The sequence below is a fragment of the Mangrovibacillus sp. Mu-81 genome (assembly GCF_036867415.1).
Lineage (GTDB): Bacteria > Bacillota > Bacilli > Bacillales > Bacillaceae_B > Rossellomorea.
The window spans coordinates 31,719-58,032 of sequence record NZ_JBAJHU010000005.1 but is presented as its reverse complement, the minus strand read 5'-3'; the positions used below and the strand labels follow the sequence as shown (position 1 = coordinate 58,032).

Annotated in this window: 27 protein-coding genes; 3 read left to right on the top strand and 24 right to left on the bottom strand. The window is 42.4% G+C overall.

The genetic code is table 11. From position 1 onward, the window contains the following. Nucleotides 1–132 precede the first annotated feature (132 nt). The 7 genes from V6B33_RS12375 to V6B33_RS12345 all read right to left on the bottom strand — a co-directional run bounded on the left by V6B33_RS12375 (nt 133) and on the right by V6B33_RS12345 (nt 7,345). A complete protein-coding gene (locus V6B33_RS12375) occupies nt 133–1,275 on the bottom strand; it encodes an acyl-CoA dehydrogenase family protein (protein ID WP_334218058.1) in 1,143 nt (380 codons plus the stop codon). 170 nt (nt 1,276–1,445) lie between these two features. Continuing rightward, nucleotides 1,446–1,988, bottom strand: a complete 543-nt coding sequence (locus V6B33_RS12370; RefSeq protein WP_334218057.1) for a hypothetical protein — start codon at nt 1,986–1,988, stop codon at nt 1,446–1,448. A 113-nt stretch (nt 1,989–2,101) separates the two neighbouring features. After that, nucleotides 2,102–3,232 carry an RNA polymerase sigma factor RpoD gene (gene rpoD / locus V6B33_RS12365; RefSeq protein ID WP_172250539.1) on the bottom strand — a complete coding sequence of 377 codons (1,131 nt, stop codon included), beginning with the start codon at nt 3,230–3,232 and terminating at the stop codon, nt 2,102–2,104. A 35-nt stretch (nt 3,233–3,267) separates the two neighbouring features. Beyond that, nucleotides 3,268–5,076, bottom strand: coding sequence for a DNA primase (dnaG, locus tag V6B33_RS12360; RefSeq protein WP_334218056.1), 1,809 nt, complete (start codon nt 5,074–5,076; stop codon nt 3,268–3,270). A 51-nt stretch (nt 5,077–5,127) separates the two neighbouring features. Then, entirely contained in the window at nt 5,128–5,598 is a 471-nt protein-coding gene (locus tag V6B33_RS12355; protein ID WP_334218243.1) for a YaiI/YqxD family protein, read from the bottom strand. A gap of 291 nt (nt 5,599–5,889) precedes the next feature. Then, the gene (locus V6B33_RS12350; protein WP_334218242.1) at nt 5,890–6,705 is read right to left on the bottom strand and encodes a pyruvate, water dikinase regulatory protein; all 816 of its coding nucleotides are present in this window, start codon (nt 6,703–6,705) and stop codon (nt 5,890–5,892) included. Nucleotides 6,706–6,718: 13 nt separating this feature from the next. Further along, the gene (locus tag V6B33_RS12345; RefSeq protein WP_334218241.1) at nt 6,719–7,345 is read right to left on the bottom strand and encodes a helix-turn-helix transcriptional regulator; all 627 of its coding nucleotides are present in this window, start codon (nt 7,343–7,345) and stop codon (nt 6,719–6,721) included. A 212-nt stretch (nt 7,346–7,557) separates the two neighbouring features. Here V6B33_RS12345 and V6B33_RS12340 point away from each other — a divergent pair, with 212 nt between their 5' ends. Both V6B33_RS12340 and V6B33_RS12335 read left to right on the top strand, forming a co-directional pair. After that, complete coding sequence (locus V6B33_RS12340) at nt 7,558–7,680, top strand: hypothetical protein (protein WP_334218055.1); 123 nt, start codon at nt 7,558–7,560, stop codon at nt 7,678–7,680. A 127-nt stretch (nt 7,681–7,807) separates the two neighbouring features. Beyond that, on the top strand, nt 7,808–9,181 hold the full coding sequence (locus tag V6B33_RS12335; RefSeq protein WP_334218054.1) for a glycine--tRNA ligase: 1,374 nt from the start codon (nt 7,808–7,810) through the stop codon (nt 9,179–9,181). Nucleotides 9,182–9,728: 547 nt separating this feature from the next. Here the strand turns inward: V6B33_RS12335 and recO are convergent. From recO to rpsU, 15 genes are all read right to left on the bottom strand, one after another. Beyond that, nucleotides 9,729–10,481, bottom strand: coding sequence for a DNA repair protein RecO (gene recO, locus V6B33_RS12330; protein ID WP_334218053.1), 753 nt, complete (start codon nt 10,479–10,481; stop codon nt 9,729–9,731). A gap of 45 nt (nt 10,482–10,526) precedes the next feature. Continuing rightward, a complete protein-coding gene (locus tag V6B33_RS12325) occupies nt 10,527–10,670 on the bottom strand; it encodes a YqzL family protein (protein WP_175991002.1) in 144 nt (47 codons plus the stop codon). A gap of 136 nt (nt 10,671–10,806) precedes the next feature. After that, a complete protein-coding gene (gene era, locus V6B33_RS12320) occupies nt 10,807–11,727 on the bottom strand; it encodes a GTPase Era (protein ID WP_334218052.1) in 921 nt (306 codons plus the stop codon). Beyond that, nucleotides 11,720–12,148, bottom strand: coding sequence for a cytidine deaminase (locus tag V6B33_RS12315; protein WP_334218240.1), 429 nt, complete (start codon nt 12,146–12,148; stop codon nt 11,720–11,722). Before V6B33_RS12315 ends, era begins: the two co-directional genes overlap by 8 nt. A gap of 260 nt (nt 12,149–12,408) precedes the next feature. Beyond that, nucleotides 12,409–12,792: a diacylglycerol kinase family protein gene (locus tag V6B33_RS12310; protein ID WP_334218051.1), complete on the bottom strand. Its 384-nt coding sequence runs from the start codon at nt 12,790–12,792 to the stop codon at nt 12,409–12,411. Further along, nucleotides 12,767–13,240 carry an rRNA maturation RNase YbeY gene (ybeY, locus tag V6B33_RS12305; RefSeq protein WP_334218050.1) on the bottom strand — a complete coding sequence of 158 codons (474 nt, stop codon included), beginning with the start codon at nt 13,238–13,240 and terminating at the stop codon, nt 12,767–12,769. The genes V6B33_RS12310 and ybeY overlap by 26 nt, the downstream gene beginning before the upstream one ends. Nucleotides 13,241–13,243: 3 nt before the next feature. Then, the gene (locus V6B33_RS12300; protein WP_334218049.1) at nt 13,244–15,403 is read right to left on the bottom strand and encodes an HD family phosphohydrolase; all 2,160 of its coding nucleotides are present in this window, start codon (nt 15,401–15,403) and stop codon (nt 13,244–13,246) included. Nucleotides 15,404–15,622: 219 nt separating this feature from the next. Further along, nucleotides 15,623–16,588, bottom strand: a complete 966-nt coding sequence (locus tag V6B33_RS12295; protein WP_334218048.1) for a PhoH family protein — start codon at nt 16,586–16,588, stop codon at nt 15,623–15,625. Nucleotides 16,589–16,591: 3 nt separating this feature from the next. Beyond that, a complete protein-coding gene (yqfD, locus tag V6B33_RS12290; protein WP_334218047.1) occupies nt 16,592–17,779 on the bottom strand; it encodes a sporulation protein YqfD in 1,188 nt (395 codons plus the stop codon). 12 nt (nt 17,780–17,791) lie between these two features. Continuing rightward, complete coding sequence (gene yqfC, locus V6B33_RS12285) at nt 17,792–18,079, bottom strand: sporulation protein YqfC (protein ID WP_334218046.1); 288 nt, start codon at nt 18,077–18,079, stop codon at nt 17,792–17,794. A gap of 57 nt (nt 18,080–18,136) precedes the next feature. Further along, nucleotides 18,137–18,583 carry a hypothetical protein gene (locus V6B33_RS12280; protein ID WP_334218045.1) on the bottom strand — a complete coding sequence of 149 codons (447 nt, stop codon included), beginning with the start codon at nt 18,581–18,583 and terminating at the stop codon, nt 18,137–18,139. A 29-nt stretch (nt 18,584–18,612) separates the two neighbouring features. Beyond that, nucleotides 18,613–19,593, bottom strand: a complete 981-nt coding sequence (floA, locus tag V6B33_RS12275) for a flotillin-like protein FloA (RefSeq protein ID WP_442915526.1) — start codon at nt 19,591–19,593, stop codon at nt 18,613–18,615. A 113-nt stretch (nt 19,594–19,706) separates the two neighbouring features. Further along, nucleotides 19,707–21,017, bottom strand: coding sequence for an NfeD family protein (locus V6B33_RS12270; protein ID WP_442915521.1), 1,311 nt, complete (start codon nt 21,015–21,017; stop codon nt 19,707–19,709). Nucleotides 21,018–21,242: 225 nt separating this feature from the next. Then, complete coding sequence (locus V6B33_RS12265) at nt 21,243–21,689, bottom strand: GatB/YqeY domain-containing protein (RefSeq protein WP_334218044.1); 447 nt, start codon at nt 21,687–21,689, stop codon at nt 21,243–21,245. Nucleotides 21,690–21,703: 14 nt separating this feature from the next. Further along, nucleotides 21,704–21,877 carry a 30S ribosomal protein S21 gene (gene rpsU, locus V6B33_RS12260; protein ID WP_032087602.1) on the bottom strand — a complete coding sequence of 58 codons (174 nt, stop codon included), beginning with the start codon at nt 21,875–21,877 and terminating at the stop codon, nt 21,704–21,706. Between the two features lie 329 nt (nt 21,878–22,206). Between rpsU and V6B33_RS12255 the strand changes: the two genes are divergently transcribed. Beyond that, complete coding sequence (locus V6B33_RS12255) at nt 22,207–23,133, top strand: Na/Pi symporter (protein WP_334218043.1); 927 nt, start codon at nt 22,207–22,209, stop codon at nt 23,131–23,133. 179 nt (nt 23,134–23,312) lie between these two features. Here the strand turns inward: V6B33_RS12255 and deoC are convergent, their stop codons facing one another. Next, a complete protein-coding gene (gene deoC, locus V6B33_RS12250; RefSeq protein WP_334218042.1) occupies nt 23,313–23,984 on the bottom strand; it encodes a deoxyribose-phosphate aldolase in 672 nt (223 codons plus the stop codon). A 171-nt stretch (nt 23,985–24,155) separates the two neighbouring features. Further along, a complete protein-coding gene (locus tag V6B33_RS12245; RefSeq protein WP_334218237.1) occupies nt 24,156–25,817 on the bottom strand; it encodes a glycoside hydrolase family 13 protein in 1,662 nt (553 codons plus the stop codon). Between the last annotated feature and the right edge of the window lie 497 nt (nt 25,818–26,314).

The window sequence follows — 26,314 nt, the reverse complement described above, 5'->3', positions numbered from 1 at the left end:
ACTATCAATTAACTTTTCCATCTTTCTCACAAATTAGACACATTTCACGATTTTTTTATCCGATGTAATTAAAGAAAAGAGCTTTCAGGCACGTAACTCATGCCCTTCAAGCTCTTCGACAATCTTTTTATATCATTGACATCCGATGAGTCTGGAAATGACCATTCGTTGGACTTCCGATGTTCCTTCCCCGATTTCAAGAAGTTTTGCGTCACGCATATAACGTTCTACGTGATATTCTTTCATGTATCCGTAACCACCATGGATCTGAATCGCTTCATCCGCTACTTCCATGCTGATTTCAGAGGCGTAAAGTTTACACATGGACGCTTCTTTTGAAAAAGGTCTGCCTTGATCCTTAAGCCAGGCAGCTTTATGAACCATATTACGGGCAAGCTCGATTTTCAAAGCCATATCAGCAAGCTTGAACTGCGTGATCTGGAACTCTGAAAGCGTCTTTCCAAATTGCTTTCTCTCCTTGGAATATTGCAGCGCCTTCTCATATGCCGCCTGAGCGACGCCAACTGCCATGGCGCCTATTCCTATACGTCCCCCATCAAGTGTGACCAGGAACTGTTTAAAGCCGTCTCCACGCTTACCGAGGAGGTTTTCTTTCGGTACCTCCACATCTTCCAGCACCAATTCAGTCGTATTTGAAGAATGAAGTCCCATTTTTTCGTAGTTATCGATCACTTTAAATCCTTTTGCCTTAGTAGGCACGATGATCGCACTTATTTCTTTCTTGCCATTCTCCCTGCCTGTGATGGCCGTCAAAGCCAAGTTGTCAGCATAGCTTGCATTGGTGATATAACATTTGTTACCGTTGATCACCCACTTATCACCATTGTCTTCAGCAGTGGTTTGTGTCCCTCCTGCATCAGAACCGGCATTGGGTTCTGTAAGACCGAATGCTCCGAATGACTCTCCTGTACAAATTGGAGTGAGGTACTTTTCCTTTTGTTCATGGGAGCCAAATAAATTAATGGGTGCGCCTCCAAGAGAAATATGTGCAGAATACGTAATACCTGTGGAAGCACAAGCCCTGCTCAACTCTTCTGTTACAATCGCAAAACTGACTGTATCGGCACCCGCACCTCCGTATTCCTCAGGAAACGGCAGGCCCATCATCCCTAAATCTGACAGTTTTTTAAAGATTTCCTTTGGAAATTCTTTCGTACGATCCCTTTCCAATGCACCGGGAGCCACTTCTTCCTCAGCAAATTCCCTGATTGTTTTTTTAATCATTGCCTGTTCTTGCGTTAAGTCAAAATTCATCCTTATCCCCCTTGTAGTAACTTGATGAATGAAAGCCTGAAATTATTCAGACTTATTTCAAATCACGCTTTCAGCAGCCTATCAGAATTTCTATGAATGCGCTCTCATTACTATTATAAGAGGGAATGGTGAATATTCTCAACTTTAAAAAACTTTTTAATATTCTGATGTTATAGTAATATAGAAATAATCAGTACTAGACTTCCTATTCCTCCAGACAAAGTGAAATAAATGCGCCTATATCCCAATCCAAGGACAATCCATAAGAAACAATTTGAAAACAGGACAGCATATGTACTGAGTGGGGAACCTCCAACTATTTCCTCCGTGATATCAATTGATCCGAGAAGAATGATGAAGGCTGATGAAATGAGAATGGCGGCCAATGAAACTTTTTTCTTAGAATAATAAATTCCCATCCCAAATAATAATACGACAAAACCTGTCAAAATCGCTGTTTGCAAAACGACTGACAATTCAGTAAAATAAGTGACAAATAACGAAACCGACATAACGACTAATGAAAAAAGGATATTCATGTACATCATGTTCATTTTGTTTTTAATAATCGGAGGTTTTGAACTGTGTTCTTCACCATTGGAGTAGAGTGCCAGCAGATAATCACAATAATGATCCGGAAGCATTTTATTCCGCTTCCAAAACTTAATCTCGTTTATAATCACAGCTTGTCTGCCGTGTTTAGATTTTGACATAATACTCTCACTTTCTGTAAATGTTCCTTTATTCCAATTCGTCAGTGCTTGGAATAATCCCTTTAAAATTCAAAAAAAACCTCTACCACATTCATGATAGAGGTCCAGGTATTCTATTCCAGGAAATCCTTTAGTCGTTTACTGCGGCTTGGATGACGCAATTTACGAAGTGCTTTCGCTTCAATCTGACGAATACGTTCACGCGTTACACCGAATACTTTACCGACTTCCTCGAGTGTACGGGTTCTTCCATCGTCAAGGCCAAATCGCAGGCGCAGGACATTTTCTTCGCGGTCTGTAAGAGTATCAAGAACATCTTCCAACTGCTCTTTCAATAATTCATAGGCAGCATGCTCTGACGGTGACTGCGCTTCTGCATCTTCAATGAAATCTCCAAGATGTGAATCATCTTCTTCACCAATCGGTGTTTCGAGCGATACAGGTTCTTGAGCTATTTTTAAAATTTCCCTTACCTTTTCAGGTGTAAGATCCATTTCTTCAGCGATTTCTTCAGGTGATGGTTCACGGCCTAAATCCTGCAGAAGCTGTCTTTGTACACGGATCAGTTTGTTGATCGTTTCAACCATATGAACAGGGATACGGATTGTTCTCGCCTGGTCTGCAATCGCACGTGTGATCGCCTGACGAATCCACCAAGTGGCATACGTACTGAATTTGTACCCTTTGCGGTAATCAAATTTCTCCACGGCTTTGATGAGACCCATGTTACCTTCCTGGATGAGATCGAGGAATAGCATCCCACGGCCGACATATCTCTTGGCGATGCTGACTACAAGTCGTAGATTTGCTTCTGCCAGACGGCGCTTAGCTTCTTCATCTCCATCTTCGATTCTTTTGGCCAAGTTGATTTCTTCTTCTGCCGATAAAAGATCGACCCTTCCAATTTCCTTCAGATACATCCTTACCGGGTCATTTATCTTCACTCCGGGAGGAACGCTTAAATCATTTAAATTGAACTCTTCTTCCTCTTCCTTTTCCAGTTCATTTGCGCCAGGATCGTCATCCTCATCATTTTCATTGATGATTTCTACACCCTGCTCACCGAGTTGCTCATAAAATTCATCCATCTGGTCTGAATCCAGCTCAAACCCGGAAAGTTTATCAGCAATATCCTCATAAGTAAGGACGCCTCTCTTCTTCCCTTGATTCACTAAAAATTCTTTCACCTGATCAACCGATAATTCTGACGCTATTTGTTTGGAACGCGCGGACTTTTCAGCCATGTGTTCCCCTCCTTCCAACTTCCTTGAACAAAACTTTATAGAGACTTACGCAGCTGTAAGATTTCCATTGCTATCTGAGCTTCTTTCCGAAAATCATTCTGCCTTTGTGCTTCTTTTCTTTCTGATTCTTTTTCTTTTATCTTCAACATCTTTTGGTGTTTTAAAACGGATTGGACATAATCCAATAATTCTTGATCGGAGCATTCATCACTGATGGACATCATTTCGATCTCCGTAACGATTCTGCGGAGTCTTTCATCGGGCAGATATCCAATGAATGAACTGGCACCGGGAGGCAGCCCTTCCTCGTAATAACCTAATAAATACGTAATAATGGCTTGATGCTCATCAACATTCAGGTGCATACCCGCGAGCCAGTCCTGAACCTTATATGCTGTATTTTGATCTTTCAGCATATAGGCAATGAGCCGTCTCTCAGCTGTTTGATAAGCAGGCAGTAACTTCGTTTCCACCCGCGGACGAAACGGCTTAGGTGCCGGAACCTGTTTGGCGGGATTTGTCTTTCCTTTCAAGGCCCCCTTGATCTCAGCAAGCTGCTGCTGCAGGGCCTCCAACGAAATATCAAATTCTTCCGCCAGGTACCTGAGATAGTAATCCCTCTCGACCGCATTTCCCAGTTTTGTGATTTCCTTAAGTATGTCTTCTATATACTGAAGGCGGTCTCCTTCATCATTTAAATTTTTATTGAGCTTATAATACCGCAGCTTAAACGCCATAAACGTCAAGCCTGCCCCTATTACATCCTGTTGAAACTTGTCTTTTCCATACTTTGAGATGTAGTCATCAGGGTCCAATCGCTCAGGTATCATGGCTACCCGTACCGTTAAATGATGATTCAGAAGCAGATTACCAGCCCTGAAGGCAGCCTCCACACCTGCAGAGTCACCGTCATAACAGATGACCACATGATCGGTTACACGCTTGATCAAACCAATCTGCCCTTCTGTCAATGAAGTACCCATCGTGGCCACTCCATTATCAACGGATGCTTCACTGGCGGAAATCACGTCGGCAAAGCCTTCAAATAGAATGACTTGCTGTTTTCTTCTTATAAGCGTTCTGGATTCATGATAATTATAGAGAACGCGGCTTTTATTGAATATCTTGGTTTCAGGGCTGTTTAAGTATTTAGGTTCATCTTCCGATTGAAGGACCCTTCCAGAAAACGCTACGACATTTCCCTTGGGATCGGTAATGGGAAACATGATCCTTCCCCTGAAACGATCGAGGAATGATTGATCTTTTTCCCTTCTGACCAATAAACCTGCCGCTTCCATCAAATCAAGTGAATACCCTCTTTTCTGAAGGAACTTGACGGTGAAATCCCAGCTCGGCAATGACCATCCGATCTGAAACTTCGTGATGCTTTCGGTGGTAAAGCCCCTGTCGAGCAGATATTCGAGAGCTTCCTGACCCTCTTTTGTGTTTAAGAGGAGATGATGGTAAAATTTACTTAAAAGCTCATGAGCCTGCATCATTTGCTTTTCATCTTCCTGCGGAGGCGCTTCTTTTTCACTGGAAGCATTGACAGTGATTTCTTCACCGACTTTGCTGCCCAGTTTTTGCGCAGCCTCTATAAACGAGAGGCCGTCAACATCCATCAGGAAAGTAAAAGCGTTCCCACCGGCACCGCATCCAAAACAATGAAAGATCTGTTTGTCAGGCGAAACGGAGAATGATGGAGTGTTTTCTCCATGAAAGGGGCACAGGCCAAAGTAATTGCGTCCCTGCTTTTTCAACTGTACATAATCACTGACAACATCTACGATATCCGTAGAGGATAATATTTTATTTAATGTTTCTTCAGGGATTCTATCAGACACTGTATATCACCTGGTTTTTCATTTCCCTTTTAATCCATTCGGTAAGAATGATTATTTTCCTGCAATCTTCGACAAAATCCTCTCGAATTGCGATGAAAATTCTTCCCGGTCATTATTCGTAAAAGGTTTTGGTCCTTTACCATAATTCCCTTTCCGTCTTTCCTTCGCTGCAACGTAACGGTAATCAAGTGCCGTCACAATGCTCTCTTCTCTGTAGACCTTTCCCCTTGGGGACAGGGCATAAACTTTTTTCGGCAGTACGAGGCTTGCGAGTCCTATATCCTGTGTCACGAGAATATCATTCATCCCGACATGGTTCATGATGTACAGATCTGCCGCTTCTTTCTCACTATCCACATATACCCATCTCCCCTCATCGGGAGCATTCTTACGATGAGCATGGGAAGCAACAAATACCACTTCGAAACCATAATCCCCCGAAATCCGAATGATTTCCGGCTTGACCGGGCAAGCATCTGCATCTACAAAAACTGTAGATTTTTGTTTGCTATTACTAACTATTCTACATCACTCCGCAATATCCTTCTCTCCACAGGAACTTTTCCTTGGAATTCAGGTAGAATATCGAAAAAAAATCGAGACGAGACTTGACATATCACAATAATTAGTTTATTCCTTAAGAGTTTAGTCTAAACCTATTTTAAATATTTTTATCACAATTTTTTATTATAGTATAATCGGACGAGTTTGACCACTAATTTACACAAAAGAATTTTTGTGGTCATTTCGGCAATGTTTCATCACAAATAAAGAACGATCCCTTCCGTTCGGCACGGGAGGGATCGTTCTTTTTCATGAACCGTTTGACCGCTGATAAATGTTCGTTATGATATTTGCGGTCTCTTCCACTGCTTTATTGGTCACATCAATGACATGACAGCTCATTCGTTCTGATATTTTCTCGAAATAGCGGAGTTCTTCCTCTATTCGCCTGATATTCGCATAACTGGCTTCATCATTGAGTCCCAATGATTTTAACCGTTCTCTCCGAATCGTATTTAACTTTTGAGGGGAGATCTTCAACCCAAAGCATTTCTTCGGTGAAACCTTAAAAAGTTCTTCAGGCGGATCCACTTCAGGCACAAGCGGAACATTCGCGACTTTGAATCGTTTATGTGCAAGATACTGCGAAAGAGGAGTCTTGCTTGTTCTCGAAACTCCTACCAGCACGATATCAGCTTTAAGTATCCCTCTCGGATCTCGTCCATCGTCGTATTTCACTGCGAATTCAATGGCTTCCACTTTCTTGAAGTAGTCATCATCCAGCTTTCTGACGGTACCCGGTTCAAATAAAGGTTCCTTGTTATAAATCGTCTGATACTTATCCATCAACGGACCGATAATATCAAAGGCATAAAGCTCCTCTTTTTCAGCCATTTCCTTGATGTATGCCCTCATGTCAGGTTTGACGAGCGTATATACGATCAGCCCCTGATTCAATTTCGCCAGAGAAATGACCTCATCGATATTTTCAAAGTCCTCTACATACGGAAAGCGTTTGATGACCGTATTGGAACCATTAAATTGACTAATGGCCGCTTTGGTTACTAATTCAGCAGTTTCCCCCACTGAGTCGGAAACAACATAGATAATCGGTTCTTTCACGATCGTTCACCACCTTCTATTCTTCTTCTGCCAATGCAACAAATGCTTTCGTGATATTCGTTTTCGTTATTCTTCCGGTTACTTCCATTTCACCGCTGTCCGTTTTCTTCACTACCGGAACAGAATCAATTTGTTTATGAATGAGATCCTTCGCTACACCGATAAGGAGATCGTCCTTTTCACATGTAGTGATATTGGGCATTCTCGTCATTATGATATTCACGGGCAATGTGCTGAGTTCCTGCTTTCCGATACTCGCCCGGAGAAGATCCTTCCTGGACAATACACCTACTAAATATGTATTTGCATCCACCACGAATAAAGTACCCACATCTTCAAGGAACATCGTAACAATTGCATCATAAACAGACACATTTTCATTCACAACGACAGGTATGGACTGATAGTCTCTAACATAAATTTTATTCAGGTTTTCTGTCAAGAGCTGCGTGCCGGTTTTGCCTGTATAAAAATATCCGACCCTGGGCCTCGCATCCAAGAAACCTGCCATTGTAAGGATGGCAAGGTCCGGCCTCAGAGTCGCCCTGGTTAAATTTAATTGATCTGCGATTTGTTCACCCGTAATGGGACCATTGTCTTTTACGATCTGCAAAATACGTTCTTGCCTTTTATTTAGTTCGATTGTTACTCACCACCTAACGAACAAACGATTTATGTTATACTTTATAATAAATATTATATACTATTTACAGAAAATGAAAAGAGAATATTACAATGGCAATGTGACAACACTATGAATATCATGCATTAACAAAGGGTATCTTCTTTTTATCAAAACTTCAATTCTTTTTTCTTAGAGGATACGAGTTGTTATTTTTGATGGAGCATGATAAAATGTTTTCATTCTTACAACCATATACAGGCTATGATGGATACATAAGTACTTGCAGTGAAGCGACCAGGGACGGTGAAAGCCTGGATGGCAGGGAAACGGCAATCCTGAGCTTATCGACTTGAAAGTGGATATTCGTCTCTATAGACGTGTATCAACTAGGGTGGAACCGCGAGTAACAAGCTCGTCCCTAGGCATTGCCTAGCGACGAGCTTTTTTTATTTTCTAAACTTATAACAAGGAGTGACTTAGATGTCAATGGAACAAGTAGTAAATTTAGCGAAGCACCGTGGATTTGTATTCCCTGGATCTGAAATTTACGGAGGACTGGCAAACACATGGGATTACGGTCCGCTCGGCGTCGAACTGAAGAACAACATCAAAAAGGCATGGTGGAAGAAATTCGTCCAGGAATCTCCTTATAATGTTGGACTTGATGCAAGCATCTTAATGAATCCACAGACATGGGTGGCATCAGGTCACGTCGGAAACTTCAATGATCCAATGATTGATTGTAAAGAATGCAAAACACGGCACCGTGCAGACAAAATCATTGAAAATGCACTTGAAGAGAAGGGTATTGAAATGATAGTTGATGGCCTTTCCTTCGACAAAATGGAAGAAATCATCAAGGAGCATTCCATCGCCTGCCCTGATTGCGGAAGTCACAATTTCACGGAAATCCGTCAATTCGACCTGATGTTTAAAACACATCAAGGCGTTACCGAGTCTTCCACAAATGAAATCTACCTGCGCCCGGAAACAGCTCAAGGTATATTCGTAAACTTCAAAAATGTTCAGCGTTCAATGCGTAAAAAGATGCCATTCGGTATTGCCCAAGTCGGGAAAAGTTTCAGAAATGAAATCACACCTGGTAACTTCACCTTCAGAACACGCGAATTCGAACAAATGGAACTGGAATTCTTCTGTAAGCCTGGTGAAGACCTTGAGTGGTTCTCTTACTGGCGGGAATTCTGTAAGAACTGGTTACTTAACCTGGGCATGAACGAAGATAACATGCGTCTGCGCGACCATGATCAAGATGAACTATCCCACTACAGTAACGCAACAACGGATATCGAATATAAATTCCCGTTCGGATGGGGTGAACTTTGGGGTGTAGCCGACAGAACGGACTTTGATCTGAAGCGTCATATGGAGCACTCAAATGAAGACTTTCATTATATGGATCCGCAGACCAATGAGAAATATGTACCGTATTGTATCGAACCTTCTCTTGGTGCGGACCGCGTGACTCTCGCTTTCTTATGTGATGCATTCGAGGAAGAGGAATTAGAAAATGATTCAAGAACTGTTCTCCGCTTCCACCCGGCACTCGCACCTTTCAAGGCGGCTGTTCTTCCATTATCAAAAAAGCTGTCCGATGATGCATTTAAAGTATACGAAGAGCTGTCTAAAGACTTAATGATCGACTTCGATGAGACTGCTTCCATCGGTAAACGCTACCGCCGGCAGGATGAAATCGGTACACCTTTCTGTATCACATTTGATTTTGATTCAGTGGAAGACGGTCAGGTTACAGTACGCGACCGCGATTCAATGGATCAAGTAAGAATGCCGATCAGCGAAGTGAAATCCTTCCTGATGGAAAAAATCCAGTTTTAAGTTTGTATTGAAGCGAGGCTGGGAAAAAAGTGTTTTAGTCTGAATAAAACCCGAACTAATTTGAACTCTAAGTTCAAGGTAAGTTCGGGTTTTTATTAGCTTTGTTCAAATGTCAATTTTGTATATAGCTTGTTCGAGCGGTTGATTGGAGTGCAAGACGAAGACTCCTATCAGAAAAGCGGAAGGGTTTTGCTCAGAGGCGTGTGGCATAAGGCGAATCGGCCACGAAGGCGTTTCTTTGCCTTCTTGGCCGGTTTGACTTATGTCATGTGCCTCTAAGCCCTGCAGCTGGACAATTACTCCTCGAATTTAAAGGAGGCTCAAGTGCTACCCGCGGAAAGCGAAGTCTTGCACGGAAATCATTAGCGGTATTCAGTGGTCATCACTAAAATGTTCGCCTTTAGGCAGTTGTTTTTTTGTTTTGTCCCAGCCTCGTTTTTTGTTTAAGTAAGCTCTCATACCCACACATCCCCCCTGAAAATATGGTACTCATAAAAAAACCGGCCCCCATAAGAGAACCGGCCAAAATCACAATATGCTTTAAATACTAGAATAAGTCCTTGAGATTATCCATTTGATCAAGAAATCTCCTGGATTTCAATGTTAAACCTGAGTTTTCATCGTAATAAGTCCTGATTACCCGCTTGAGCTGAAGTTTTGTTTCATCCTTTACCGAGATGTTCCCTAACCGATTGATGTCAAAATAATAAAACAGCCTTAATAATTTAACGGTGCTTTGAGAAATCGGAAGATGATGGGGATCCTTTTCCACACACCGGTGACATATAAATCCGTTCTCTTTAAATGAAAACCCGAATGTACCTTCGGTTTCACCGCAGACGGAACAGCCATTCAAATGAGGATACAGTCCTAATACAGGCAGCATTTTCATTTCGAATATATGCATTAATATGTCCGGATCATACTCTTCATTTAAATACTTGAGTACACTGTAAAGCAATTCAAAAAGAAACGGATTCGGCTTCCTGTCCTCCGTGCTTTTATCAAGGAGATCGACGATGTATGAAGCGTATGCTGTTTTAAACAGATCTTCCCTTACATGCCTAAGAGATTCTGCAATCTCACCTTGTTGAAGGGTTCCCAACCCGCTGCCTTTAATAAACATAAAATAGCCATATGTAAACATTTGGGAAATAGCGGAAAGACGGCTGTTTGGCTTTTTAGCCCCTCTTGCCATCAATCCGATTTTCCCGAATTCCCTGGTGTATATAGTCACTATTTTGTTTGATTCACCATAATGGTTTGTTCTGATAACAATTCCTTCACACTTCTGTAGCATATTGGCCACCTCCCGAATTCACATCACCCGGGTGATGACAACCTATTACGTCAGGGGGAAGTCGACTTCCGATATCTCTTCTTCTAATTGATAAGGTTCTTCCACCCTATCTTTTTCAAGCTCCTTAAAAAGTAAATACGTGTCGATGTTGCCTGTTTGTGAAAACACTTTCCAAGTTAAGTCTAACATCAAAAACCCACCTTTCTGGATTTAAACTAGCAAGACTTCAAAGCTTTCTTGTGATTAGAATTAGCATCTTTTTAATAAAGCATGTGAACTAAATATTGTTAATTCATTTCACTTGACTTTCCAAGAAACGAACGGCTTAATACTCATCATCATTGAAACCGTAATCGCGCAGGTTGGATGCACGGTTACGCCAATCTTTCTGGACTTTCACCCACAACTCCAGATACACTTTTGAACCGAGCAGATTTTCAATATCCACACGGGAGCGTTTCCCTACTTCTTTCAGCATGGATCCCTGTTTTCCGATGACAATCCCTTTCTGTGAATCCCTTTCCACTATGATGGTAGCAAGAACGTCTATCAAGTTTTTATCATCTTTTCTCTCCATTTTATCAATGACCACAGCTATACTGTGAGGAATTTCTTCCCTTGTCAGATGGAGGACCTTCTCACGGATCAGTTCCGATACGATAAAACGTTCAGGATGGTCAGTGATTTGATCTGCAGGGTAAAACTGCGGTCCTTCAGGAAGATTATCCTGAATCAGCCCAAGCAGGTGTTCCACATTATTCCCTTCGAGTGCTGAAATCGGCACGGTTGCCGCAAATGGAAAAAGTTCATTGTATTGCTGAATGATCGGCAATAATTCATCAGGATGTATTTGATCAATTTTATTAAGTATGAGAAAAACCGGAGTCTTGACCCCTTTCAGTTTCTCAATGATAAAATGATCTCCCTTTCCAAGCCCTTCTTCCACATTCACCATGAAAAGTATAATGTCAACTTCCTTCAAGGTGTTTTGGGCAATCTTCATCATAAAGTCACCAAGCTTATGCTTGGGCTTGTGGATTCCCGGAGTATCGATGAAAATCATTTGGGATTCGCTCGTTGTCAGAACACCTTGAACTTTATTTCGAGTCGTTTGCGGCTTGTCGCTCATAATGGCAATCTTCTGACCGATTACACGATTTAAAAACGTAGACTTACCTACATTGGGACGACCGATGATTGAAATAAATCCTGATTTGAATGATGCATTCGTTTCTTTATTACTCATGTAAATCCTCCGGTGAAAAAGCTCCCGGCAATAACTCGGCAACTGTCAATTCTTCCACATCGCCTTTAAGGTTCGTCAATACCACTCTCATATCCTTTGCACAAAGCTCGGATATGACTTGGCGGCATGCCCCGCATGGCGGTACGGGTCTCGCAGTATCAGCAACCACCGCAATCATGGAATAATCCTTGTCACCTTCTGAATAAGCTTTGAAGAGGGCTGTTCTTTCTGCACAATTGCACATGCTGTATGCAGCATTTTCAATATTGCATCCGTGATAGACCTTGCCGTCTTTTGTAAGAAGAGCTGCACCGACCTTGAATTTACTATAAGGTACATATGCTTTTTCCCGTGCATCTTTTGCTTCATTGATTAGTTGTTCTTTGTTCATTTGTTTACTCTCCTTTTGACCCTTACATATTTCATTTTACTATATTTTTCATAAAAGAAAATGGGCTGTTATCATTTTGTAATGAAATAGTTAGATAATTCAAACTATTTAATGGTACTTTTGCTTATACGCTTAACTTATTCTATACAACTATAAGAGCGTTTTCAAATCAAAAAGAGGACAGCAGGAAGAAATGTTCTTCCTGCAGCCCCTTTTTCACCGGTTTCTTTTAATTAGCTCTTTTTGATATGCTATTTTAGTATTCAATAGGCCATTAAGAAAACAACTTATTAACTCAATATCTTAGGAATGAAAATAATGCATCCTATGATGAAGGAACCGATTGCAAATAACAGGACAGCAGCCGATGCCAGGTCTTTGGATGCTTTTGCAAGCGGATGATATTCCGGGGTCACGAGGTCGACTGCTTTTTCGATGGCTGTGTTCATTGTTTCGAGTGCCAGCATTCCAAATATAAGGGTCACAAGAATGATCCACTCAAATGCAGAAATGGAAAGGAATACACCCAATGCGGCCGCTATTACTGCAGCAGCTGTATGAATCCTGAAATTCTGCTCGGATGACCAGACGGACCTGATTCCCTGCCAAGCATGTCCAAAGGATTTCTTGAGGCGCCTCAGTCCGAATTTAGTCCCTTGTGAGTCCATACTCATCGAGGATTTCCTTTTGTCTTTGGACCATTTCTGTTTCATCTTCTTTCTCTATATGATCGTAACCCAATAAATGAAGGAAGCCGTGAAGGGCAAGGAATCCGAGTTCACGGGAGAATGAGTGGTTGTATTCTTCCGCCTGCTCTTTCGCCCGTTCGACCGAGATAATGATGTCCCCTAGGATCCGCGGGATATCCGTACCTACGATTTCAATTTCATCTTCACCAAGTTCTTCAAGAGCGAATGAAATGACATCAGTAGGCTGATCTTTATGGCGGTAATCCCGATTGATTTCCCGGATTCGATCATTCGATACGAACGTAACGGAAACCTCACTGCCTCCCTCCACCTCTTCTCTATTGGCAGCTATATTCAAAATGGCTTGAATTTGCGCTATTTGTTCGTCAGTCAATTGATCTGTCTCGTCGATAAAGTCAATGGATAGGGTCATATGCTATTCTCCTTCTGCTTTAAGTTCAGGGTATTCAATCCTCGGATGATAAATGCCATTCAAAGTCTCGCATAAAGACCTTTTTACTTTCTCAAGTTCCTTCAATGAAATATCACATTCATTGAATTGCCCGTCACTGAGCCGATCTTTGACAATGGCAGCGACCAGTTGTTTGATTTCCTCCTGGGTAGGGGATTTCTTCGATCGAACAGCAGCCTCCACACTGTCAGCGATATTGATGATCGCCGTTTCTTTCGTTTGAGGCTTTGGTCCAGGATATCGGTATTCATCTTCTGTTACATCTTTCCCCTGTTCTTTCGCCTTATAATAAAAATATTTCAATAAAGTCGTGCCGTGATGCTGTTCGGCGATATCGACGATTTCTTTCGGAAGTTTATACTTACGCAGCATGGAAGCCCCATCAGACGCATGGTCGATAATGATGCTTTTACTGGTTTCAGGCTTCATCCGATCATGAGGATTCTCCATATTCATCTGATTTTCTATAAAAAAATGCGGCCGCTTTGATTTTCCCACATCATGGTAGTAACATCCGACCCTGGCGAGCAGCCCATTTGCCCCAATGGCTTCGCAGGCTGATTCAGCCAGGTTGGCCACCATGACGCTGTGATGATATGTACCTGGTGCCTCGGTGAGAAGTTTCTTCAACAAGGGCTGATTCGGACTGGAAAGCTCGACCAGCCTCATAGAGGACAGGATGCCGAACCCTGTTTCAAAGAATGGTAAGAAACCGATTGTCAGTATGGAGGAGCCAATCCCCGATACCAGTGCAAACACCAGATAATAAATGTACTCTGTACTGGTGTAGGCTACGTCGCTGAGCAATACAAGAAATGCAATGATCAATATGTTTACCAACGCCACATAAATACCAGCCCTTAAAACGTTGGTACGTTGATTCCTGCTGACAAGAGTCAAGATCCCCGCTACCCCGCTGAAGAGCGTATAAATCGCCACCTCGATGTCGACAGAACCGGAAAACTTTTCATTGAATACGATACTCGCACATGCAGAAATAATAAACACCATCATCATGGCAATCCGTTCATTCAGCAGGATCCGGAGAATCATCCCGGTAAAGGCGGCTGGAAACAAGAACGCAATATCATTTATCTCCAATTGCTTTAATAGGCCGGTTATTTTCATGATAATCAGTGAAATCACAAACACAATGCTCGTTAAAATCAAATAGTTTTGTTTCTGTTCTTCCTTCACCTCAAGTGTATAAAAGAAATAATATAAGGAACTGATGATCACAACGATAAACAAAGCCAGTCCAATGATTGGTTTTATAGAGAAATCTTCTTCTACCATACCAAAATCGTTCAACGTTTCATAGATATTTGGTGTGATCAGATCTCCCTCTTCGACGATTACCTCACCATCCACGATCTCTACTGACTGAACACTCTCAACAGCCTGTTTCTTCAGCTGTTCTGTTTTTTCTTCATCATAGAACTCAGTGGGCTCGATGGCCGCGTTCCCAAGAGCGATTGCTGCTTCCTTCAATTTCCCTTTGAAAGAGAAACTGGAGATCCTTTGTTCCAGATTCAAGGCAGCTTTCTTCAGCTCGTCTTCTTTCACTTTATCACCCATGATGACTTCCAACTGAGTCGAGACGATGGACTCGACTCTTTCCAGATCTGTTTGGGTTGATGTCAGCAGCGTTTTCAGGACAGTATCGTTCAAGGTTTTCGTAACATTATTTTCTTCTCCTGAGGGAAGGAGTTTCTTTAATTCCTCCAGTTGTTTATTGAGGTTGACACTCTGAGGATTCATCACTTCCTCTTCAGGGGCAGGTTCTTTCACTGATTTATTTTTCACTTCGGTAACACTGTCAATTAAAGAACTGACAAGCATGACAGCATTGTTTACAGCACCTTCTTTCGTGCTGTATATCTTTTCCACTTCTGCTGCGGCAGCTTCTTTTTTCTTTTCTGTCGCTTCTTCATCTAACAGGGTCTTAGGTGCCCTGATCGTGGCTGGTGCTTCCTCGTATAAACTTAAATCAAGCGGCTTTGGTTTTACATTGCTGTACAGCACTCCAAACACGATGATGCCCAGGAGAACGAACATGATGTTAGTGAAAAGCCGGTAACTCAGGAATTTTCTTATTCTATGTAATAATGGGTGAGTATGCATATGGACCCCCTGTAAAACTTAACTGATCGGATGGATAATCATCCCTTTAATTATGTAAAATGATAACAGTTTTTTACTTAATTATCTATTCTAATCCTAAAAATGTCTGTTTTCAGCATAATTGCTGTTCCGCCAATAACAGCAACCGTCCCTTTCCGCCTGGAGGAACCTATAAAAAAAGATTGATCGGCCATTTGATGCACGATCAATCTTTTTCATTCATATTTGTTTTTCATTATTCTCATAGGCATTTATGATTTTGGCAACAAGCGGGTGTCTCACGACGTCTGCCTGTTCAAGATAGATAAAGGAAACCCCTTTTACATTTTTCAATATTCTTTCCGATGAAATCAACCCGGATTCCACCCCTCTTGGCAAGTCCACTTGAGAGCGGTCCCCTGTTATGATCATTTTAGAATCGAAGCCAAGTCTTGTCAGGAACATCTTCATCTGAGCCTGGGTGGTATTTTGTGCTTCATCGAGAATAACGAAAGCATCATCCAGTGTACGACCCCTCATATACGCCAGCGGGGCAATTTCAATCGTCCCCCGTTCAATCAGCCGGGCTGTATGCTCAGCCCCCAGAACATCATGCAGGGCATCATACAGAGGGCGCAGATAAGGATCGACTTTTTCTTTCAGGTCACCAGGAAGGAATCCGAGGCTTTCTCCGGCTTCGACTGCAGGTCTTGTTAGAATTATTTTCTTAACCTCGCCATTTTTCAGTGCATGTACAGCCATCACCACGGCCAGATAGGTCTTCCCCGTACCAGCAGGTCCAATTCCGAAAACCATATCGTGTTTCTTTATAGCATGAATGTACTGTCTTTGCCCGAGGGTTTTGACCCGGATCGATTTCCCTTTTGCATTTTTCGTAATTTCTTCATCATATAAATCCGTGAAATATTCCAACGTCCCGCCTTTACCCATTTGGACGGCATGCTGTACATCCCTTTGGCCGATGTTTATGCCTTTTCGGATGACGCTCACCAGACGGTCACAAATTTCAAGGGCCAGTGATGCACGCTCTTCTTTCCCTGAAATCAGCAATTCTTCGCCTCTTGTTACAATCGAAACCGTTAATTCTTGTTCTATTAATTTAAGGTGAGAATCTGAAACCCCAAATAAAGCCACTGCCTCGTTTGGATTTTCCAGCTGCAATTTCATTAAGATATCATCTGACATTAATTAGTCTCCTTGAATGATTGGTTGTCCTTCAGCAATATTTTCTACTACTTTGAAGTGAAGATTCACTTTAACTTTACCATTCTCCACCTTTTCTTGCAAAATTTTTTCACCGATTATTTCAGCATCATCAGGGAGGGAAGAATCCAAATTATTTTTGGCGAGTTTCTTTGCTTCTTTCACTGCTTCTTCTCTTGTATAAGCTCTTTCTACCTTTTCCTTTTCTTTGATGCTTTTATCAATATAGGCGATAGGAAGCTGCCATTTCAGGAACTTAACCGGCTTCTTCGTCTCCTCAGTAACTGTTTCTTTATAATCAGGATTCCCAAAACCCCATATCGGGATTCTCAAAGACCCGATTTCTATATAATGTTTTCGTTTCTCCTTTCCGCTGAATACTTCGAAGTCGGTTTTCAATGGAAGTTCGACTGAAGTCCTATACCATGTCTCACCCATGATTTTTGCTTTTGCAGGTACACCCTTCGGCTTTTTTTCAGTACCGATGACACCGGAAACGAGCAGCTGTCCCCTTTTAACATAATCGTTCACCTTTACCTGTGGATCGCCTTCTTCAACGAATATTTCGACGATGACAGCTTTTTTCTTTGCGACTATATGCTGCATTCCGGTAGATTCGACTTGTTCAGGTGCATTTTTCTCAACAACCTGAAAATGGTAGGTTGTCCCTTTTAATTCGACACCAACCCACGTAATATTGTCCATCCTTGAGGAAAGTTCCATCTGGATGCTTTCAACATCCGGTATCGAAAACTGCAATTTCCCGGTGGTTACCCCCATCTCTGTAAGTTCTTTTCGGATATTATGCTCGGTTTCCGGGGCTGCCCCCTTGATCTGAATGCCCCAAACCATATTGGACAACAGAATGATCATAATGAGAAAAGCGAAGCCTCCAAGAAGGAATCCCGAATTTTTAAAGGCGCGTTTCAGAAGGAAAGGACCCCCTTGACCCCGGAGGAATGTTACCTTGCATTCTGATGACCTTACCGCTCTTCTGAAGTTATGTACATCCTCTAGGGCTAAATAGAACGTGATTGTTTCTGTTCCGGCTCTTTTGACATTCCAGATGGATATATTTGAACGCAGTAATTGATTGATGACCCTCTCAATCAGCTTTCCTTCCATCTTAACAAATACTTTCCCTCTGAATGAGGTGATCCATTGGTTTTTCAATTCCGTCCCTCCCTAGTTCTCTAAATACGTAACGTCAACGATTTTCCCCTGAAGAAGGATTTCTTCCGGCAGTATCATTTTTATGACAAATTGCTCTCCTTTGATCAAGAGTTGACCTTGTTTAAGTAAAAGCCTGACTTCCCTGTCGGTGAACGTAAGCAGCCCCCGATGATTTTCTATATAGATATGAATTTGTCCAATCATTGTGATGCGCGGAAGGTCCATCATGACATCTTCGGGCAGGTCCATGGTCTGCGTCATCCATTTCCGCATTTGCTGTACCCAATTTTTTTTCGCCATAAAAAAAGAACCCCCTTTCATCTCATATTTATGAAATGAAATAGGGATTCATCACTGTTATTTTCGATGATGCGGTTTTTTTGCACGCGGAGGGCCGAATACTTCCGAGAAAATGAATCCTTTCACAATGTCATCTTTACTCTCAAAATCGATGGAATAGTGAGAAGGGCCCTTTTCCTTTATGGATTTCACCCTGGCCCGCTGCATGTGCGCCTTTTGTTTATAGCCTTCTTTCTGTTTTTTCAATTGGGTATACTTGTTTTCGATCTCTTGTTTCTGCTCTTCATATTTCGTTTGAAGAGTATAAACAGGTTCTTCCTGTTCGGCATTGGGGTATGCAGTTCTGTCACTTTGTCTCCTGCGCGGTGCTTCCCTGCCGGTCTCTGCCGGTATTCCCGTTTCAATCGGTTTCGGCGTTGACCGCTTATCCTCGGAAGAGCCTTTTGATCGATTGAAAATTGTCGTCAATAATCCGATTATGACGGCAATGATTAATCCTTCCATGGAGAAGTCTCCTTTCTCACCCGGGGAGGCTATTCACCTTTTGGATTTTTGCCATCCTTTTTATCGCCCGTTAGTTTTCCGATGGAGTCTCTCATATCGGTATCCGCATCAATATTCTTGATATTCATGTAATCCATCACACCGATATTTCCTGAACGCAATGCTTCTGCCATAGCTAACGGAACCTCAGCTTCGGCTTCCACAACTTTCGCCCTCATTTCTTCCACTCTGGCTTTCATTTCCTGTTCATTCGCTACAGCCATCGCTCTTCTTTCTTCTGCCTTAGCTTGTGCGATGTTCTTATCTGCTTCTGCCTGCTCGGTTTGCAATTCTGCACCGATATTCTTGCCGATGTCGACATCCGCGATATCGATCGAAAGAATCTCAAAAGCCGTTCCGGCATCCAGACCTTTCGAAAGGACGGTCTGCGAAATCATATCGGGATTTTCCAGGACCTTTTTGTGATTGTCGGAAGAACCGATTGTGGAAACAATCCCTTCACCTACACGGGCGACGATCGTTTCTTCCCCTGCTCCACCAACAAGTCTGTCGATATTGGCACGAACAGTAATACGTGCCTTCGCTTTCACTTCGATCCCGTCCATTGCAACCCCGGCGATGAACGGTGTTTCGATCACTTTCGGATTAACACTCATTTGAACCGCTTCCAGCACATCTCTTCCTGCAAGGTCAATAGCTGCACAGCGCTCAAATGTAAGTTCGATATTTGCACGGTGGGCTGCAATCAGTGCGTTTACCACGCGGTCGACATTCCCCCCTGCCAGGTAATGACTCTCAAGCTGATTGATGGTAACATTGATTCCCGCCTTATGGGCTTTGATGAGCGGGTTGATCACCCTGTTTGGAATAACACGTCTCAGCCTCATCCCAATCAGCGTGAATATACTGATTTTGACCCCTGCCGCGATGGCTGAGATCCATAGCATGACTGGTACAAAAGTGAACAATACAGCTAATAAAATAAAACCTACTACAATGGCAACGATCATAAGGATCGTACTCGGTCCGATTACCATGTAAACACCCTCCTATGGAAAAATAGTTTAGATTTTCTATATTCTTGTCTTCAGTACCCTCGCACTAAAGAGCATGAATCAATTCTTTAAGAAAGTTCTCTCACTACGATGCGGGAACCTTCTACTTTAACAACCTTTACATTTTGATTTACCTGAATGTAGCCGCCCTCTGTGACAGCATCAATTCTTTCATCTTCTATCAGGATCGTCCCAGATGGTCTCAGCGGGGTTTTTGCTGTGCCGACTTTTCCGATCAGTTCAAGTCTGTTCGCATTCGAAACATAACCGCTTTCGGTATTGGTTGAATCCTTCAAAATAATCTTATTGAATAGTTTCATCTTTTTACCAAACACCTTTACTAATAAGATCATGGCAATCACTGCAATAAGTAAAGCAATAAGAATGGAAATCCCCATTTGCATAAGGTTGCCTCCTGCCAGCATTATACTCCCAATCACCGCTGCGACCCCGAGTCCCCCTGCTATTCCGCCAGGCAAGAAGAATTCAGCCACAATCAGTATTATTCCTATCACAAACAGAATGATCGTTTCATATCCTGCAAGACCAGCCACTAAATGGCCGTAAAAGAATAAAAGCAATGAGGCCAATCCGACAGAGCCCGCTACACCGAACCCAGGTGAATATAATTCAATCACCAGTCCCAAGCTTGCAAGTGACAATAAAATAGGCACAACGATCGGATTCGTGATGAACCTGGCCAATTTCTCAGCAAAGGTTTCTTCCACTGTATGAACAGAGGCTTTATCAACGCCGAGAGCTTGATACAATTCATCCATATTTTTGACGGTACCTTCTGAGTAACCGACTTTTTGCGCTTCCTTCGCACCAAGCGTCAATAATTCACCTTTATCAATGCCGAGCTCCGGAATTTCTACTGATTCGTCAGCCATGGCAAGAGCATAAAGAGGATCTCTTCCGCTGGATTCGGCGGCACTCTTCATTGCAGACAGCCAGTAACTTTGCGCTTTTTTATCTGCCGCATTGCCCGCCTGGTCAATGACGGCTGCAGATCCAATATGGCCATTCGGTACCATATAAATTTCATCTGCATGCAGCGCGATGAAAGCTCCTGCCGATAAAGCGTTATTATTGACGAAAGCCACCGTATCGGCTTCCACTCCGTCGAGAAGCTGACCAATGTCCCCTGCTGCATCCACCAGACCGCCAGGAGTGTCGATATCAAATATGATCGTTTCTGCATTGTTTTTCTCTGCCTCATCCAACGCTCTTTGCAGAAAAGCATGCAGGCCCTTCTCCACCTCTTTTTGAATCGGTATGACGTATACATTTTCATCCTGTTCAGCAAACCCCGACAGCGGGAGCAGAAAACTGAATCCAAGGATCATCATATAAAAGATCAGTATACCTCTTCTCACCTTAACCCCCTCGTTTCAATCATATTCCTTTCTAGTTTATGTACGAATGAATCATTTAAATAGTTTCAACTTTCATAAAAAAATTATCGGTTTCTTTATGTATTTTTACATAGAGAGTGGTAATGAAGCTGAAAATTGGACTAATTTGATGAAAGGAGATTTTGTAAGGCCTTTCATGAAAGCCATAAAAAAACCGGGAAACTGGCAGCTTCCCGGTTTTGGTTGTTATGATAGATGTTGAAGAACAAGTTTATTGACGAGAGCTCCATCAGCTTTCCCTTTTACTTTAGGCATGATAGCCCCCATCACTTTACCCATGTCAGCCTTTGAAGAAGCACCAACCTCAACCATCGTTTCCTGAACAATGGCAGAAATCTCTTCTTCAGAAAGCTGTTTAGGCATATATATTTCGACGTAAGTCAGTTCTGTTTGAATTTTCTCAGCCAGATCTTCACGACCCGCTTTCGTAAATTCATGGAGGGAGTCTTTCCGTTGCTTGACTTCTCGAGAAAGGACAGTCAACTCTTCGTCTTCAGAGAGCTCCTGTTTTCCAAACTTAATGGCTTCATTTTGAAGTGCTGCCTTAAGCATGCGGATCAAGGAAAGTTTCTCTTTTTCTTTATTTTTCATCGCTTGTTTCATATCATCATTTAAACGATTGAGAAGACTCATGGTTACACCCTCTCTTAGAACTTACGCTTTCTTGCAGCTTCTGATTTCTTTTTGCGTTTTACGCTTGGCTTTTCATAAAATTCGCGCTTTCTAAACTCTTGTAAAGTTCCTGTTTTAGAAACTGAGCGTTTGAAGCGACGAAGAGCATCTTCAAGCGATTCGTTTTTACGAACAACTGTTTTTGACATCTCTCTTTCCCTCCCTCCGAACACACTACACTTACATGTTCAAGTCAAGAAAATGGATTGCACCAATTTTCCCAAGACGAAAATTCGTCTCTTTCCTTCACCAAAAGGTTTGGCTAAGCCCTTGTTTCTTTGTCACAAGGGGACAGAAAGTGTATGTCTTTCTTGGATGAATTCTTTAAAATATAAAGAAATCCATGTACTTTGCCATTATAATATATGTCTTCGATTAGGTCAACAGCTTCTGCGCAATTGCTTGTATAAATAGGCATGTCTCCCGCCTCCCCCCCATACATTAAGGTAAGCATGTACCATTGTGGAGGGACACCAATATGATGTTGAACCTATTCTTGTTTGTTTTACTTATCTTATGCTTCTTATTAGGAATGCTCTGGCTTAGGTCCGGGTTATTCAATATTGCCAGTTCGAAGGTGAAGAAGTGGCTCCATTTCCTTACAGACACCCCCGTCAAGGGCGCTGCCACCGGGACGGTCATGACCGCTTTCATTCACAGCAGCTCTGCTGTGATGGTACTGACCGTCGGCCTCGCCTCATCAGGGATCATCCCATTCAGACAGACAGTCGGCATCATGCTCGGTTCCAATATCGGAACAACATTCACTCTTGAGATGTTCACATTGAATATGAATTATCTCATTGTTCCCTCGATCATGATCGGTTGCGTTATGATCGCCTTCAAAAAGGATACGGTCCGCAGCGCCGGCATGATCTTCACCGGCTTCGGTCTGATCTTTGCTTCCATCCAGGGAATACAATGGGTCGCAACACCTTTGACCACCCACCCGCTTCTCCATGCGTACATAGAGAAAATGAACAGCCATGTCCTGTTTGCGCTTCTGATCGGCTGTGTACTGACTGCACTCATTCAATCAAGCACGGTCGTCACCGGGGTCACAATGGGGTTTCTGGCTACACAATCCATCGATTTGCATGCAGGGATCGCCATCATGCTCGGTGCAAACATCGGAACATGCATCACGGGATTCATCGCAAGCCTCGGCGGGGGGATCCAAGCACGGCTGACTGCTTTTGCCCATATTTGGCTGAATGTCATCGGGGTCCTCGTTTTCATCCCGCTCATCCCGGTGCTGGGCACGGTCGTTCAGAGTCTGGCCGGCTCCCCTGACATACAGCTGGCCCATGCAAGTGTGATTTTCAATCTGCTTTGTTCACTTATCGTCCTTCCCTTTGCCTATCAATTTGCCCGGTTCATTGAGAGGGTGCATTCTGGAACATAAGGTTTGGTTGGATTTTCTAATGATGGTTTCGAGGGGACATTGTGGTGGAGGTTGGAGGAAGAAATAATTCCGCCTGGCTGTCCAGTTATTCAGTCCATGTGCAATGGACTTCATGTCGTTCGTGTCCCTGTAACATAAAAAGCCGGATGAACAGAATCCATCCGGCTTCGACTTATTGATTAATAATCAGAGTCGCTAGTCAACCCTTGTACAATTTTCACGCCTGAGCTTGCGCCTAGACGGGTAGCACCTGCATCGATCATAGCCTGTGCATCTTCAGATGAACGTACGCCGCCTGAAGCTTTCACACCGATTTCAGGTCCGACTGTCTTTCTCATTAGAGCGATATCCTCAACAGTCGCTCCGCCAGTTGAGAATCCAGTTGATGTTTTCACGTAGTCAGCACCAGCTTCGACTGATAGTTCACAAGCTTTCACTTTTTCCTCATCAGTCAGCAAGCACGTTTCAATGATCACTTTAGATAATGCTTTTCCTTTAGAAGCTGCAACAACAGCTTCAATGTCACGCTTGACAAGATCAAAATCGCCGCTCTTCATTGCTCCGATATTGATGACCATATCCACTTCCGTAGCACCTTTTTCAATGGCATCCTTTGTTTCGAATGCTTTTGTTTCAGGAGTGGAAGCCCCTAGAGGGAAACCGATTACAGTACATACTTTAACTTCTGTACCTTTTAATAGTTCGCTTGAATAGTTCACCCAAGTCGGATTTACACAAACGGATGCAAATTTGAATTCTTTTGCTTCCTGGCATAGAACTTCAACTTGTTCTTTCGTTGATTCTGGTTTAAGTAAAGTATGATCGATCATACTTGCGATATTTACAGTCATATTATCTCTCCTTCATCAGTTGTCCGTACCTCTTACATCATACCAAATCATACGAGGAAAAACGAGTTTTTCTTTTATAATGTCCCAATTTCCTCTTGGAAATTTATCATTCGTGAAAGTGTTTACAAGCAGGAACAACATCAATCTTTTTCGGAGCCTTTTTCAACGTTATTATTTCACTCGGTAAACTCTCGCTTCATATGGCTTTAAGTTCAACGTATCGGCGGATTCTTGCTCCACTTCATGATAATTGTTCAGAAGAAGGTTCTCTGACTTTACCTCAAAGTCAAGCTTGCAAACCGCTTCCTTAGTGGACAGGTTCGTGACTATAAGCATTTTGTCATTTTCTCCGGTCCTGGTGTATGCATAGATCTGCTTGTCTTCAGGAAGCAATAAATCATAGGTTCCATAGGTGAAAACATCTTCTTTTTTCTTTAGTGAAATCATTTTCTTGTAGAAGGCAAGGATTGAATTTTCATCTTTTTCCTGAGTTTTCACATTTATGGAGGTGTAATTCGGATTGACTTTCATCCACGGAGTACCGGTTGTGAAACCGCAGTTTTCTTCATCGGACCACTGCATGGGTGTCCGGCTGTTGTCCCGTGATGATGCCCAGATGATTTCCATGATTTCCTGATGATCGGATCCTTCTTCACGTTTTATTCGGTAAAGATTCTTCACTGCAACATCATCATAATCTTCAAGGGAAGGAAATTGTACGTTTGTCATTCCGATTTCCTGGCCTTGATAGATAAATGGCGTCCCCTGCATCAGGAAGTACATTGCTGCCATGGCAGTCGCACTTTCTTTCCAATATTCCTTATCATTTCCCCAGGTTGATACAACACGCGGCTTATCGTGGTTTTCGATGAATAGCGCATTCCAGCCATTACCTTCTAGGCCTTTTTGCCAGCGGGTCAGTACTTTCTTTAATTCAACGATGTCCAGATCCGGATTCGTTTCTGCATCCCATAAACCTAAATGCTCGAACTGGAAAATCATATCCATTTTGCCGTTTTCTTTGCCTACCCAGAGCTCCGCTTCATCTGCTTTTACTCCGTTTGCTTCCCCGACCGTCATGACGTCGTAATTTGAATACGTGCGGTCCTTGAATTCCTGAAGAAACGTATGAATGCCCTTTTGATTCATATGCATATCAAATGATGAAACATATTTTTTCTTCTTGGGGTTCGGCATATCCGGCAGTCCGGGACGTTTTTTAATATGACTGATCGCGTCGATCCGGAAACCGTCAATTCCTTTATCCAGCCACCAATTCACTGTATCGTACAATGCATCTCTTACTTCTTCGTTCTCCCAATTAAGATCTGGCTGTTTTGTTGAAAATACGTGAAGGAAATACTGACCGGTCTTCTCGTCAAACTGCCATGCAGACCCGCCGAAAATACTTTCCCAGTTGTTTGGTTCCTTTCCGCCCTTGCCGTCACGCCATATATACCAGTCGCGTTTAGGACTATCTTTAGAACTTGCCGATTCAATGAACCATGGATGTTCGTCACTTGTATGATTGAGGACCAGATCAATGATTAATTTCATATCACGTTGGTGAACCTCTTCTAATAATTGATCGAAATCATCCATCGTTCCGAAGTCTTCCATGATATCCTGATAATCAGAAATATCATATCCGTTATCATCGTTAGGAGATTTGTACATCGGGCAGATCCAGATCACATCTACACCCAAATCTTTAATATAATCTAACCGATGAATAACCCCCTGTAGATCTCCAATCCCGTCCCCATTTGAATCCTGAAAACTTCTAGGATAGATCTGATAGCCAACAGCCTCTCTACGCCATGCCTTTTTCATCATAATAACACCTCATCAAATTATTATAAGATACAAACGCTTACATTTTGCTCATTGGCAAATGCGTAATAACGTTCATTTGCGTCACTTCACCAACACGAATGCGCAATCGTTTGCACTAAACAGCTAAAAAAAATAGTATGCATCTTTAGATATGAACATTATTAGTTTACAACCTTCTTCCTGTCTAAGCAATAGATAAATACCAGAAACTTCGCATGGGGCATTTTGTGGTGAATCGGCATAAGCACCAAGATCAGATTAGTTTAGAATCATTCTCATCAGATCATAAATTTTCAATACTGGATCGGATTTCTTCAAAATGGATCGCAAATTTCCAGAACGGATAGTAAAATTTTTAAAACGGATCACATAATGGATCATAACGGTGTTCTCCCCTGAAAAATTCCCCACCAATACCTAAATGAACCTATTCCGCTGAAATCAGGATTTTCAGGAATCAAAAAATTTATATTCATCCAAATAACCGTATAAAA